This is a genomic window from Microbacterium sp. LMI1x-1-1.1, from assembly GCF_040676205.1.
Classification (GTDB): Bacteria; Actinomycetota; Actinomycetes; order Actinomycetales; family Microbacteriaceae; genus Microbacterium; species Microbacterium aquilitoris.
On the sequence record NZ_JBEGHM010000001.1, the window covers coordinates 414,053 to 426,605 of the forward strand.

Annotated in this window: 12 protein-coding genes; 6 read left to right on the plus strand and 6 right to left on the minus strand. The window is 71.1% G+C overall.

All coding sequences use genetic code 11. The features are described from left to right. Positions 1 to 6: 6 nt before the first annotated feature. The 3 genes from MRBLMI1x_RS01975 to MRBLMI1x_RS01985 all read right to left on the minus strand — a co-directional run bounded on the left by MRBLMI1x_RS01975 (position 7) and on the right by MRBLMI1x_RS01985 (position 3,585). The gene (locus MRBLMI1x_RS01975) at positions 7 to 1,341 is read right to left on the minus strand and encodes a dihydrolipoamide acetyltransferase family protein (protein ID WP_363455476.1); all 1,335 of its coding nucleotides are present in this window, start codon (positions 1,339 to 1,341) and stop codon (positions 7 to 9) included. A 124-nt stretch (positions 1,342 to 1,465) separates the two neighbouring features. Further along, on the minus strand, positions 1,466 to 2,449 hold the full coding sequence (locus MRBLMI1x_RS01980; RefSeq protein ID WP_311858314.1) for an alpha-ketoacid dehydrogenase subunit beta: 984 nt from the start codon (positions 2,447 to 2,449) through the stop codon (positions 1,466 to 1,468). Next, positions 2,446 to 3,585, minus strand: a complete 1,140-nt coding sequence (locus MRBLMI1x_RS01985; protein ID WP_363455480.1) for a thiamine pyrophosphate-dependent enzyme — start codon at positions 3,583 to 3,585, stop codon at positions 2,446 to 2,448. Before MRBLMI1x_RS01985 ends, MRBLMI1x_RS01980 begins: the two co-directional genes overlap by 4 nt. A gap of 145 nt (positions 3,586 to 3,730) precedes the next feature. Here MRBLMI1x_RS01985 and MRBLMI1x_RS01990 point away from each other — a divergent pair, with 145 nt between their 5' ends. Further along, entirely contained in the window at positions 3,731 to 4,408 is a 678-nt protein-coding gene (locus MRBLMI1x_RS01990; RefSeq protein ID WP_363455483.1) for a response regulator transcription factor, read from the plus strand. Next, positions 4,401 to 5,729, plus strand: coding sequence for a sensor histidine kinase (locus MRBLMI1x_RS01995; RefSeq protein ID WP_363455486.1), 1,329 nt, complete (start codon positions 4,401 to 4,403; stop codon positions 5,727 to 5,729). The genes MRBLMI1x_RS01990 and MRBLMI1x_RS01995 overlap by 8 nt, the downstream gene beginning before the upstream one ends. 33 nt (positions 5,730 to 5,762) lie before the next feature. Here the strand turns inward: MRBLMI1x_RS01995 and MRBLMI1x_RS02000 are convergent, their stop codons facing one another. After that, entirely contained in the window at positions 5,763 to 6,275 is a 513-nt protein-coding gene (locus MRBLMI1x_RS02000; RefSeq protein WP_363455489.1) for an ASCH domain-containing protein, read from the minus strand. 85 nt (positions 6,276 to 6,360) lie between these two features. Here MRBLMI1x_RS02000 and MRBLMI1x_RS02005 point away from each other — a divergent pair, with 85 nt between their 5' ends. Both MRBLMI1x_RS02005 and MRBLMI1x_RS02010 read left to right on the plus strand, forming a co-directional pair. Then, positions 6,361 to 7,113 carry a PepSY domain-containing protein gene (locus tag MRBLMI1x_RS02005; protein WP_363455492.1) on the plus strand — a complete coding sequence of 251 codons (753 nt, stop codon included), beginning with the start codon at positions 6,361 to 6,363 and terminating at the stop codon, positions 7,111 to 7,113. A gap of 156 nt (positions 7,114 to 7,269) precedes the next feature. Further along, complete coding sequence (locus tag MRBLMI1x_RS02010) at positions 7,270 to 8,679, plus strand: carboxylesterase/lipase family protein (RefSeq protein ID WP_363455495.1); 1,410 nt, start codon at positions 7,270 to 7,272, stop codon at positions 8,677 to 8,679. Positions 8,680 to 8,704: 25 nt separating this feature from the next. On the opposite strand, the gene MRBLMI1x_RS02015 is transcribed toward MRBLMI1x_RS02010, so the two are convergent. Continuing rightward, complete coding sequence (locus tag MRBLMI1x_RS02015) at positions 8,705 to 9,283, minus strand: NAD(P)H-dependent oxidoreductase (RefSeq protein ID WP_363455498.1); 579 nt, start codon at positions 9,281 to 9,283, stop codon at positions 8,705 to 8,707. A 453-nt stretch (positions 9,284 to 9,736) separates the two neighbouring features. Between MRBLMI1x_RS02015 and MRBLMI1x_RS02020 the strand changes: the two genes are divergently transcribed. After that, positions 9,737 to 10,168, plus strand: a complete 432-nt coding sequence (locus tag MRBLMI1x_RS02020; protein ID WP_363455501.1) for a GIY-YIG nuclease family protein — start codon at positions 9,737 to 9,739, stop codon at positions 10,166 to 10,168. 13 nt (positions 10,169 to 10,181) lie between these two features. Here the strand turns inward: MRBLMI1x_RS02020 and MRBLMI1x_RS02025 are convergent, their stop codons facing one another. Beyond that, a complete protein-coding gene (locus tag MRBLMI1x_RS02025; protein ID WP_363455504.1) occupies positions 10,182 to 10,934 on the minus strand; it encodes a hypothetical protein in 753 nt (250 codons plus the stop codon). Positions 10,935 to 11,068: 134 nt separating this feature from the next. Between MRBLMI1x_RS02025 and MRBLMI1x_RS02030 the strand changes: the two genes are divergently transcribed. Next, complete coding sequence (locus MRBLMI1x_RS02030; protein ID WP_018187680.1) at positions 11,069 to 12,529, plus strand: sugar porter family MFS transporter; 1,461 nt, start codon at positions 11,069 to 11,071, stop codon at positions 12,527 to 12,529. Positions 12,530 to 12,553: the final 24 nt, after the last annotated feature.

The following is a 12,553-nucleotide window of genomic DNA, read 5'->3' on the forward strand; positions in this document are numbered from 1 at the left end:
CAGGTCTCAGTCGAGCAGGAGCGCCGGCTCCTCGAGCACCGACGCGACGTCGGCGATGAAGCGGCTGATGCCGTCGCCGTCGATGACGCGGTGGTCGAACGATCCCGACACGGTCGTCACGAAGCGCGGGCGCACCTCGCCGTCGACGACCCACGGCTTCTGGCGGATCGTGCCCATGGCGATGATGCCGGACTCGCCCGGATTGATGATCGGGGTCCCGGCATCCATCCCGAAGACGCCGATGTTCGTGATCGTGAACGTGCCGCCCTGCTGGTCGGCCGGCGTCGTCTTGCCGTCACGCGCGGTGGCGGTCAGCTTCTCGAGGGCCCGCGCGAGGCCGCGCATGTTGAGGTCCTGCGCGTCCTTGATGTTCGGGACGAGCAGACCGCGGGGGGTCGCCGCCGCGATGCCGAGGTTCACGTAGTGACGCACGCGGATCTCGGCGCCGTTCTCGGTCTCGACCCATGCGGCGTTGATCATCGGCGTGCGGCGGAGGGCCCAGATGACTGCGCGCGAGAAGATCAGCAGCGGCGAGATCTTCACGTCGGCGAAGTCGGGCGAGGCCTTGAGCCGCTTGACGAGCTCCATCGTGCGGGTCGCGTCGACGTCGGTCCAGACCGACACGTGCGGCGCCGTGTACGCGCTCGAGGTCATCGCGTTGGCCGTCGCCTTGCGCACGCCCTTCACCGTGATGGCCTCTTCGCGGGCATCAGCCTGGGGTGCTGCAGGAGCGGGGGCGGATGCCGCCGGTGCCGCGACGGGGATCGAGAGCTCGCGCTCCTCGGGGAGGTCGGGGGTCGCGATGTTGCGGAACACCGAGGCCTGCTCAGCGTGGCGGACGACGTCCTCGCGGGTGACCTCGCCGGCGGTGCCACTCGGCGACACGTCGGCCAGGTCGACGCCGAGGTCGCGCGCGAGCTTGCGGATCGGGGGCTTCGCGACGACGCCCACGGCGCGGGTAACGGGCTTCTCGGCCGGCTTGCGGCGACGCGACTTGACCTCGCCACCGGTGCCGTAGCCGACGAGCACCGAGCCACCGGGCTCCTCGGCGGGCTTCTCACCATGCTCGGAGCGGCCGATGTCGGCATCCGGCTGCCCCTCGCCACCGGCGATCGTGATGATCGCCGCACCGACCTCGACGGTCGTGCCCTCGGTGGCGAGGATGTCGCCGACCGTGCCGCTGAACGGCGACGGCAGCTCGACGAGCGACTTGGCCGTCTCGATCTCGACGAGGACGTCGTTGACGTCGACCGCATCGCCGGGCGCCACACGCCACTGCACGATCTCGGCCTCGGTGAGGCCTTCGCCGACGTCCGGCAGGTGGAAGGTCTGCGTGCTCATGTCATCTCCATCCCCGCGAGACTGCAGCCGCGCGTCGAGACAGCGGGCTGACGCCGCAGTCTCGGCGCACACGTGCAGTCTCGCGGACGTGCGGGGGTCGCGGGTAGGGGGGCATCGTCGGGGGTCAGTAGGCGAGGGCGCGGTCGACGGCCTCGAGGATGCGGTCGGCGTCGGGGAGGTACTGGCCCTCGAGCTTCGCGGGCGGGAACGGCACGTCGAAGCCCGAGACCCGCAGGACCGGCGCCTCGAGGGCGTAGAACGCCCTCTCCATGACGGTCGCCGCGACCTCGGAGCCCACCGACACGTTGCCGGGGGCCTCCTGGGCGTAGATCATGCGCCCGGTGCGGCGGACGGACTCGAGGATCGGCTCGTAATCGATCGGCGCGAGCGAGCGGACGTCGATGACCTCGCACGAGGTGCCCTCACCTTCGGCGAGCGCAGCGGCCTGCAGGAGCGTCGTGACCATGGCGCCGTGACCGACGAGGGTCACATCGGTGCCCTTGCGGACGACGCGCGAGGCATGGAGCGGCAGGGCGCGTTCGGCGACGTCGACCTCGCCCTTCATCCAGTACTTCGCCTTGGGCTCGAGGAAGATGACCGGGTCGGGCGAGGCGATCGCGTCCTGGATCATCCAGTACGCGTCGTTCGGCGTCGACGGCGACACGACCCGCAGACCCGGGGTGTGCGCGAAGTACGCCTCGGGGCTCTCCTGGTGGTGCTCGACGGCGCCGATGTGCCCGCCGTAGGGGATGCGGATGACGACGGGGAAGTTCGCGTTCCCCTCGTGGCGGTTCGTGAGCTTCGCGAGCTGCGTCGTGATCTGGTCGAAGGCGGGGAAGACGAAGCCGTCGAACTGGATCTCGATGACGGGACGGAATCCGGCCATCGTCAGCCCGATCGCGGTGCCGACGATGCCCGATTCCGCCAAGGGGGTGTCGAGCACCCGCTGCGGGCCGAACTCGGCGTGCAGGCCCTCGGTCACGCGGAACACGCCGCCGAGCGGACCGATGTCCTCACCCATCAGCAGGACGTGGTCGTCCGCGGTCATCGCCGCGCGAAGGCCCGCGTTGAGCGCCTTCGCGAAGGGCAGGGTCTGGATGTCGCTCACGCGTTCCCCTCCTCGAAGGATGCCTCGTACTCGGCGAGCCAGCGCTGCTGCTCCTGCACGAGCGGGTGGACGTCGCCGTAGACGTGGTCGAACATGATGCCCGTCGGGATGTCGCCGAGGGCGTTGGTGCGCACGCGCACGTCGTCGGCGTAGGCCGCGGCTGCGGCATCCACCTCGTCGAAGAAGGATGCCGGCGTGCCGCGGTTCTGCAGGAAGGCCCGCATGCGCGCGATCGGGTCGCGCTCGGCCCACGACTGCTCTTCGTCGCCCGTGCGGTACTTGGTCGGGTCGTCGCTCGTCGTGTGCGCGCCCATCCGGTAGGTGAGCGCCTCGATCGCGCGGGGACCGCCGCCGGCGCGCGCCTCGTCGAGGGCGAGCTTGCTGACGGCGTAGCTCGCGAGGACGTCGTTGCCGTCGACCCTCACCGACGGGATGCCGTAGCCCTCACCGCGGCGAGCGAGAGGCACGCGCGACTGAGTCGAGACGGGCACCGAGATCGCCCAGTGGTTGTTCTGCAGGAAGAAGACCTGCGGCGTCTGGTAGCTGGCCGCGAACACCATGGCCTCGTGGACGTCGCCCTGGCTCGAGGCGCCGTCGCCGTAGTAGACGATGACCGCCTCGTCCTTCTCGGGGTCGCCGGTGCCGGTGCGACCGTCGAAGACGAGGCCCATGCCGAGACCCGTCGCGTGCAGGGTCTGCGCGCCGAGGACGAGCGTGTAGATGTGCGTGTTCTGGTGCTCGGCAGGATTCCAGCCGCCGTGCGTGAGACCGCGCATCAGGCGGATGATGTCGATCGGGTCGACGCCGCGGGTCGTCACGACGACGTGCTCGCGGTAGGAGGGGAAGACGTGGTCGTGTGCGCGGGCGGCGCGCACCGAGCCGACCTGCGCGGCCTCCTGTCCGAGGGACGGCGGCCACAGGGCGAGCTGGCCCTGCCGCTGCAGGTTGGTCGCCTGCCGGTCGAAGGCGCGCACCACGACCATGTCGCGGTAGAACGTCTCGAGCTCGGCGTCGGTCAGCGCGTCGATGAGGGGGAGGTAGCGCTCGGCCGCCTCACTGGGGGCGTACGAACCGTCGGCGGCGAGGACGCGGACGACGTCGGATGCTTCGGCCGGAGCCTCGAACGAGGGGGTCACCCTCCCACGCTAACCCCCCGCGCATGACCGGTTCTGCATGAGGTCGACAACGGATGCCGCGATTCGCCGTGCGTTCAGGACAAGGCGGCCCCGCCCCGGCATCCGCTTCAGCCCCGCTTCAGCGTGCGCACGCCACACTGGGCGCATGCGTGTTCTGGTGGTCGACGACGAGGTGCGCCTGGCCGACGGCGTACGGCGCGGGCTCGAGGCCGAGGGCTTCGCCGTCGACGTCGCGCACAACGGCGTCGACGGACTGTGGCGCGCCCGCGAGACGCGGTACGACGCGATTGTGCTCGACCTCATGATGCCGGGGATGAGCGGATGGAAGGTCTGCGAGGCGCTGCGAGCCGAGGAGAACTGGACCCCCGTCCTCATGCTGACCGCCAAGGACGGCGAGTGGGACCAGGTCGACGCCCTCGATGCCGGCGCCGATGACTACGTCACGAAGCCGTTCTCCTACCCCGTGCTGGTCGCGCGGCTCCGCGCCCTCATCCGCCGCGGCGGCGTCGAGCGCCCCGTCGCCCTCGAGGCCGGCGACCTGCACGTCGATCCGGCCGCGCGACGCGTCCACCGCGGCGACGCCGCGATCGAACTGACCTCTCGCGAGTTCGCCGTGCTGCTGCACCTCATGCGCCACAAGGGACAGGTCGTCTCCAAGCGCGACCTCATCGCCGGCGTCTGGGACGACGACTTCGACGGCGACCCGAACATCGTCGAGGTGTACGTCGGGCACCTGCGCCGCAAGCTCGACCGACCGTTCGACCGGACCGCGATCGAGACGGTGCGCGGCGCCGGCTACCGACTGGCGGCCGACGGTGGCTGACCAGGTGACGACGAGCGGACGGATGCCGCTCCTCAGGTCCCTGCGAGCGCGCATCACCGCCGCCGCGACCGTCATCGTCGCGGTCGTCATGATTCTCGCGTCGATCGGGTTCAGCGCGGTGCTGGGTTCAGAGGTGCGGGACGCGACCACCCGAGCGGCCGAGACGCGCGCCTCCGAGCTGACCACCCGCATCGACGACACGGGCACCGCCGGCATCCCCGACCTCGATGACGACATCGTGCAGGTGATCGACGAGTCGGGTCGTGTGATCGCGGCATCCGAGGACGCGGAGGACGGCACCCTGCCCGCGGATCGCGACGGCGAGGTCGTGACGTACGACGGCGACCCGGTCCTCATCGTCGTGGAGGAAACCGACGACGACATGCGGGTCGTGCTTGCGACTCCGGTCGACGGCGACGAGGCCACGCTCGCCACGGCGGGCTGGCTGCTCGCGGCATCCACTCTGCTCGTCGTGCTCGTGGTCGCCGCCGTCACCTGGTGGGTCGTCGGGCGCGCGCTCCGTCCCGTGGGCCGGATCCGTCGCGAGGTCGAGGACATCACCGCCGACCGACTCGACCGTCGCGTGCCCGAGCCCTCGTCGGGCGACGAGATCGCCGCGCTGGCCGTCACGATGAACCGCATGCTCGACCGGCTCGATGCATCCGCGACTGCGCAGCGCCGGTTCGTGTCGGATGCCTCGCACGAGCTGCGCTCCCCGCTCGCGACCATGCGACAGCACGCCGAGCTCGCCCGCGCCCACCCCGACGCGACGACGCTCGACGACCTCGCCGAAGTGGTGGCCGCCGAGGGTGTGCGGATGCAGGACCTCGTCGACGGTCTCCTCGTGCTGACCCGCCTCGACGAACAGGCTCCGCAGCGGCGAGGCGTCGTCGACCTCGACGACCTCGCCCTCGCCGAGGTGTCGCGCCTGCGTGCCGCCGGGGTCACGGTCGACAGCTCCGCGATCACGGCGGTGCAGGTCGCGGGCGACGAACGCCTGCTCGGCCGCATCGCCCGCAACCTGGCCGACAACGCGGCCCGGCACGCGGCATCCCGCGTCGCCGTCGGCGTCGCGCGCGACGGAGCGGACGCGGTACTGACGGTCGACGACGACGGCAGCGGGATCCCCGCGTCAGAGCGCGAGCGCGTGTTCGAACGTTTCGTGCGTCTCGACGAGGGACGGGCGCGGGATGCCGGGGGCAGTGGCCTCGGCCTCGCGATCGTCGCGGGCGTGGTGCGGGCCTCCGGCGGCACCGTCGCGGTGGGCGAGTCGCCCTGGGGCGGCGCACGCTTCACGGTTCGGCTGCCGGCGGCAGGCTGATCCCCGCCGTCGGCTGAGCCGGACCGCTGAGACTCAGTCGGCGTGCTCGGGCGGCCAGACCACGGCGAAGCGCTCGAAGACGATCTCGTCGTCCTCCGACCACTCCGCGCCGCGCGCGGCGGCGACCCGCGCGAAGTAGCGACGGTGCTCGCGCTGCCAGCTCACGAACGACCGGTCGTCCTCGCCCTCGTCGAACGCGAACGCCGCGTCGGCGCTCGCGAAGGGCCCGACGCGCAGCTCCGTGCTGCGGATGATGATCCGCGGGGCGCCCGTGCCATCGCATGCGATCCAGTGCGAGCCGATCCGCGGCAGCGGGTCGCCGTGCTCGGAGAACTCGGCGACCAGCTCGGAGGTCGCCCGCTTCGGACCGTTCAGCACGGCGTCGAGCAGCTGGTCGGCGAGGCGCGGGCTGTCGCCGAAGTGCTCGACGGTGTACTCGGCTCCGGCCGCAGCGGCGCCAGGGTGCGCCGCGCGGTAGTCGGCCCACATCCGGTCGGCGGCGTCGCGGTCGAGGGGGAAGGCGGCGGAGGAGAGGCTCTCGGACATCCGTCGATCCTCTCACCCCGGCATCCTGAAGACGGCTTCAGGTCGCTTCAGGTCCGCTTCAGTGCCCACTCGGCACTCTGGGGTCATGAGCGAGAACAACACCACCCCCGACCAGACCACCGCCCCCACCGAGCAGTACGCGACCGTCGCCGAGGCCCCCACCGCCCCGAAGCGGCGCGGACGCACGGCCCTCATCGCGGGCGGCGCCACGCTCGGCGCGCTCCTCCTCGTCGGAGGGGGCGTCGCCATCGGCTCCGCGGTGGCCGACGACCGCGACGAGGACGGTCTCGACAGCGTCGCCTCGAGCCGGCTCTCCGACGCCCCGTCCAGCGGGGTCCCCGCCGCGACGACGACGGACACCGACGACGACCGCACCGACGACCGCGCAGACGACGACGCGGCGGGTGCGGCATCCGGATCCATCGGCGCGGCGAGCGCCGACGAGCTCGGCGCCGCCGTCAGCGCCGCGAAGGGCGTGGCCGACGGTGCTCCGACCTCGATCGACGCCGACCGCGACGGCAGCTGGGACGTCACCCTGACGGCACCCGACGGCGCCGAGACCGAGGTGCGCGTGAGCGCCGACGGGAAGGCCGTCGTCCGCGAGACCGAGGCCGCTGACGCGGACGACCGCGCCCCGAAGAACGTGCTCGACGCGAAGACCCTCGCGACCATGGTCGACGCCGCACTGGCCGAGCAGCCCGGCCGCGTCCTCGAGATCGACGCCGACGACGACAACCGCTCGCCGTTCGACGTGTCCATCCTCACCGGTGACCGCCAGATCGTCGAGGTCACCCTCGACGCCGGCGGGAAGGTCATCGCCACCGAGATCGACGACTGAGCGGATGCCGCGCCGCGGCATCCCTCGCTCCGGGCGCGGATCCTTCGGGGTCCGCGCCCGTCGGCGTCCGTCACCCGAGCATGGCGTTCGCATAGCCCCGAATGCCACGATGACTGCCGCGGCCATCATCCGCCGCACCGTCTCGGAAGGATGCCGATGCCTCACCCCTCACCCAGCGTCACCCTCACGACGGGCACCGTCGCCGGGACGGAGAGCGCCGGCGTCCGCCGGTTCCTCGGCATCCGCTACGCGGAACCGCCCTTCGGCGACCGGCGGTTCGCCGCCCCCGTCCCGGCACGTGCGTGGGAGGGCGTGCGCGAGGCGACCGGATTCGGGCCCACCGCACCTCAGAGTCCGTACCAGGGCGATTCGGCGACGCTGCTGAGCAGCGTCGAGATCCCGGGCGAGGACATCCTGACCGTCAACGTCTGGACCCCCGCGGATGCCGACGCCGCCCCCGTCGTGGTGTGGGTGCACGGTGGCGCCCTCGAGCGCGGCACAGCGGCGCTCGAGGGGTACGACGGTACGACGTTCGCCCGCGACGGTGTCGTCTTCGTCTCGCTCAACTACCGCCTGGGGAGCGAGGGGTTCTCGGTGCTCGACGGGGTGCCTCGCAACCTCGGGCTGCTCGATGTCGGGGTGGCCGTGGACTGGGTGTTCCGCGAGATCGCCGCGTTCGGCGGCGACCCCGAGCGCGTCACCCTCATGGGCGAGTCCGCCGGCGGTGCACTGGTCGCTGCCGCCATGGCGATCCCCCGCATCGGCGAGCGCGCGCACGGCGCGATCATCCAGTCCGGGCCGCTCGACGCGTCGACCCCCGAACGCGCCGGCCGCGTCACCCGGGCGATCGCGAAGCACCTCGGCATCCCCGCGACCCGCGATGCGTTCGCCGCCGTCAGCCCGCAGCGGCTCGTCGACGCCCGACTCGAGCTGACGCGGAAGTCGTCGCCGATCCCCGTCGGCGGCTTCGCCCTCGCCCTCGACCCCGCGTCGGTGCCCCGTGCTCCCGAGAAGGCGCTGACGGATGCCGCGGCCCCGATCCTCCTCGGCACCAACACCGACGAGTACCGACTCTGGCTGTCGCCGGCGGCGATCGCCGCGCTCCGCCCGCTCAAGGTCGCCGCCCTCGCCCTGTTCGGGCGGATCCCGGCAGGTGCGATGCGCGCGGCCCGGGCCGACGGCTCACGCGGCGCCGAAGCGCTCGGGCAGGCGCTCAGCGACAAGATCTTGCGCGCGCCCGCGACGCGGCTTGCGCAGGGCCGCCCCGAACGCACCTTCGTGTACGAGTTCGCCTGGCAGAGCCCCGTCCGCGGTCTGCGCGCCGCGCACGCCGTCGAGATCGCGTTCGCGTTCGGCCGGCTGAGCGGCCCCGACGCGGTGGCGCTCTCGGGAGAGGATGCCCCGCAGTCCCTCGCCGACGAGATGCACGGCGCGTGGGTGTCGTTCATCCGCACCGGCGACCCGGGCTGGCCGCCCTTCGGGGCGACGCGCGCGAACCGCGTATTCGACACCGTCTCGCAGACCGTTCCGCAGCGCCGCACAGAGGTCGTCGACGCCTTCGGATGAGGATCGCGGTGAGGCCGGCGAGCTCTCAGCCGCGGATGGCAGCCGTGATGCGCTCGACAGCCGTGTCGATGTCGGATGCCGCGACACCGGCATCCGCTTCGTACAGGAACTCGGTGAGTCCGCGCCGAATGCCGCAGTAGTCGAAGATGCCGGTCGCGATCTGCGTCGAGAACGAGACGTCGTACCCGCGCCGTTCGTAGAGCGCCGCATCCGACCCCGCGAGGGGAACCAGGTGCGCGGTCAGACGTCCGAGTCCGGGACGGATGCCGCCGCCCTCACCGACGCCGAATGCCCAGCCGTTGACGAACACGCGATCGATCCAGCCCTTCAGGAGGGCGGGCATCGACCACCAGAACACGGGGAAGACGAGGACGATGTGGTCCGCGCGCTCGATCCTCGCGATCTCGGCTGCCACGTCGTCCGGGTACTCGCCCGCGACGGCGTACGAGTGCCGGTCGGCGGGGGAGAATCGCGGGTCGAAGCCCTCCGCGGCGAGATCGGCGACCTCTACGTCGCCCGTGGGGAGCGTCGCCGCGAGACTCTTCGCGACGTGGTGGGTGAGGGAGGCCGGATCGGGGTGTGCGACGACGATGAGGGTGGACATCCCTCCATCCTGGCTGCCTCGCGGGAGTGGGGAGAAGTTTTTAGCACATCTCGCTTGTCCCCCGAAAGGGGGACAAATCACTCCTCGCGAGGTTCTATATTCGTCCTGCTGTAGACCAACAGTTGGGGAGCTGGTTAGCCCGCACCCGGACTGGTTTCTGGGGGATTCCAGGCGTTCCCGCGTGCGGGCCACGCTACAGCGACACGACCCGGCTGGGGTCAGGGGGACGCCCCTCTCCAGCCGGGTTCGTCAATGAGGGGGTTCCGCCCCGGCGTGCGTGCGCGTATCGTCGCCGACAACCCAGCCCCGGGTGTCCGCGCGGGATCGCGTTTCTGCACGTCGCAGTGACGCATCCGGGGGCCCGGTTCGTCGAGTCGATCTCCCCCCTCGACTCCGACCCGGGACCCTCCCGCCGGACGAACGGGTGTCGGCGGTCGCAGCGAGGATGGGCGCGTGCCCGCATCCCTTCCCCACCCGTGCCGCGTGTGCGGAGGCGTCACCGGCGATCGTCTCGAAGACGCCTGGCTCTGCGATCGTTGCGGCTGGCGACTGGGCGACGCCCCCGACGCGGACCTTCCCCGACCGCGCATGGACGTCGTCTACTACCTGCGGTTCCGCGACCGGGTGAAGATCGGGACGTCCGCGACGCCGCGACGCCGCCTCGCCGCGATCATGCACGACGAGCTGCTCGCGTTCGAACCGGGTGACCGCCACGTCGAGCATCAGCGGCACGTGGAGTTCGCCGACCTCCGCGAGGGAGGCGAGTGGTTCACGCTGACCGGCGACCTGGCGACGCACATCGCCGACGTGCGCAGCCGGATCGGGGAGCCCTGGGCGGCCTACGACCGCTGGCTCGGGGACGCCTACCGCCGCCTGTCGTCCTGACCAGTCGCCGGGGTCAGCCCCGGTCAAGGAAGACGCCGACGCGATCCCCCTCGAGGACGAACTGGAGAGCGCGGCCGTCGGGCAGGTCCACCTTGGGGGCGCCCTCGCCGGAGAGGGGCACAGCCGCCGACGCGGGGAAGGCACCGACAGAACAGCCGCCCCAGAGGTTGCCGTCGTACGACCAGCCACCCGCTTCGTCGAATTCCTGCGGATCGGGGACCAGCCGGGTCTCCAGAACCTGTATGCACGGCGCGTCGCCGACGCCAGCGGCGATGAAGCTGTTCGACGTCTGGAGGATGGTGAGCCCCGCGTACTCGAATGCAGATCCGCCATCCTCCCACCCGAAGTAGCCGGGCGGGATCCGCAGTGTCGTACTCGGCGTGAGGGTCGCGATCTGCTCGGCACCCGACGACGTCGAGACCGGTGTGATCGCGACCACGGAGTATGTGAGGCCCGCACCGAGTAGCGCGGCGACGACCAGGCCCACAGCCCACTTCGCGGTCCGAACGCGCGGACGGCGCCAGAAGGGCAGCTCGGGTGCAGGCGGAGCGACATCAGCGGCGCTCGGTGATGCGGCGGCATCCTCGTCAGCGACGGCCACGTCAGCGGGAGTCGCTACCGGAAGCTCGACCGCGGGCGAGCGCCGCCCTGCCTCCTCGAGTTCCTCCAAGCGCCGCATGGCCGCGGGATCGAGATGGATGTCGGCGGCCGGCCCGTAGGCGCGGGCGCGCAACGCGCGAAGCTCGTCAGTGACCGGGATCCCCATGCGAGCATCGTGACACACCCCCATCCGGCACCCGGACGACGAGAACGCGCGGGCCGACAGGCATCCATTACCGGATTCTCGCGCTCGCGCAAGTCCACCCTCGGCTCGTGGGAGCGGGGGTAACCTCGTCCCTCATGAGCACTACCGGCACGATTCCCGCAGACGCCTTCTCGATCAAAAGCCCCTACGGGCGACGAGCGATCGGGCTGTCGATAGCCGCGGCGGTCGGTGGGTTCCTCTTCGGTTTCGACTCGTCCGTCATCAACGGTGCCGTCGATGCGATCGAGGGCAACTTCGAGCTCGACAAGGTGCTGACGGGATTCGTCGTCGCCGTCGCCCTGCTCGGGTGTGCCGTCGGCGCCATCATCGCCGGAAACCTGTCGGACCGCTGGGGCCGCCTCAAGACGATGATGCTGGGCGCCGTCATGTTCCTCGTCTCGTCGATCGGCTCGGGTCTGACCTTCAGCGTGCCCGACCTCATCGTGTGGCGCGTCATCGGCGGCATCGGCATCGGCATCGCCTCGGTCGTCGCCCCCGCCTACATCGCCGAGATCGCGCCACGGCAGATCCGCGGCAGCCTCGCGTCGCTGCAGCAGCTCGCGATCACCCTCGGCATCTTCGCCGCCCTCCTGTCGGATGCCGTCCTCGCCAACAGTGCCGGCGGCGCCGCGGAGCAGCTGTGGCTCGGGCTCGAGGCCTGGCGCTGGATGTTCCTCGTCGGCGTCATCCCGGCGGCCGTGTACGGCATCCTCGCCTTCACGATGCCGGAATCGCCGCGCTTCCTTCTCGCCAAGGGCCGCAACGACGAAGCCCGAGAGGTCTTCTCGCGCTTGGTCCCCCAGGCCGACCTCGACAAGTCCGTCAACGAGATCCGCTCGGCGATCGAGCAGGACCGCAAGAGCAAGAGCGCGTCGCTGCGTGGCCCGGTCCTGGGGCTCCAAGGCATCGTCTGGGTCGGCATCATCCTGTCGACGTTCCAGCAGTTCGTCGGCATCAACGTGATCTTCTACTACTCGACGACGCTCTGGAAGGCGGTCGGCTTCGACGAGAGCAACTCGCTGACCATCAGCGTCATCACCTCGATCACGAACGTCGTCGTCACGCTCATCGCCATCTGGCTGGTCGACCGCGTCGGCCGCAAGCCGATCCTGCTGACCGGTTCGGTGCTCATGACCCTGTCGCTCGCGACGATGGCACTGGCGTTCGCCTTCGCGGTGACCGTGGACGGCGAGGTCTCGCTGCCCGGCGCGTGGGGTCCGATCGCCCTCGTCGCCGCGAACCTGTTCGTCGTCGGCTTCGGCGCGTCGTGGGGCCCGCTCGTCTGGGTGCTGCTCGGCGAGATCTTCCCCAGCCGAATCCGTGGCAAGGCGCTCGGTGTCGCGGCCGCCGCACAGTGGATCGCGAACTTCCTCATCACGGTGTCGTTCCCGGCGATGTCGGGCTGGTCGCTGCCGCTCACCTATGGCATGTACGCGCTGTTCGCGGCCCTGTCGTTCGTGTACGTCGCCTGGCGCGTGCCCGAGACGAAGGGCATGGAGCTCGAGCAGACCGAGACTCTGTTCGTGCGCAAGCAGAAGGAGAAGTCCTCGCGCTGAGCCGCGACGGGTTCCGGGGACGCG

Excerpts from the sequence above, each read along its gene's own strand:
- MRBLMI1x_RS01990 (WP_363455483.1), top strand. The coding sequence starts at position 3,731 with ATGCGTGTTCTGGTGGTCGACGACGAGGTGCGCCTGGCCGACGGCGTA.
- MRBLMI1x_RS02025 (WP_363455504.1), bottom strand. The coding sequence starts at position 10,934 with ATGGGGATCCCGGTCACTGACGAGCTTCGCGCGTTGCGCGCCCGCGCC.
- MRBLMI1x_RS02010 (WP_363455495.1), top strand. The coding sequence starts at position 7,270 with ATGCCTCACCCCTCACCCAGCGTCACCCTCACGACGGGCACCGTCGCC.
- MRBLMI1x_RS02005 (WP_363455492.1), top strand. The coding sequence starts at position 6,361 with ATGAGCGAGAACAACACCACCCCCGACCAGACCACCGCCCCCACCGAG.
- MRBLMI1x_RS02000 (WP_363455489.1), bottom strand. The coding sequence starts at position 6,275 with ATGTCCGAGAGCCTCTCCTCCGCCGCCTTCCCCCTCGACCGCGACGCC.
- MRBLMI1x_RS02030 (WP_018187680.1), top strand. The coding sequence starts at position 11,069 with ATGAGCACTACCGGCACGATTCCCGCAGACGCCTTCTCGATCAAAAGC.
- MRBLMI1x_RS02015 (WP_363455498.1), bottom strand. The coding sequence starts at position 9,283 with ATGTCCACCCTCATCGTCGTCGCACACCCCGATCCGGCCTCCCTCACC.
- MRBLMI1x_RS01975 (WP_363455476.1), bottom strand. The coding sequence starts at position 1,341 with ATGAGCACGCAGACCTTCCACCTGCCGGACGTCGGCGAAGGCCTCACC.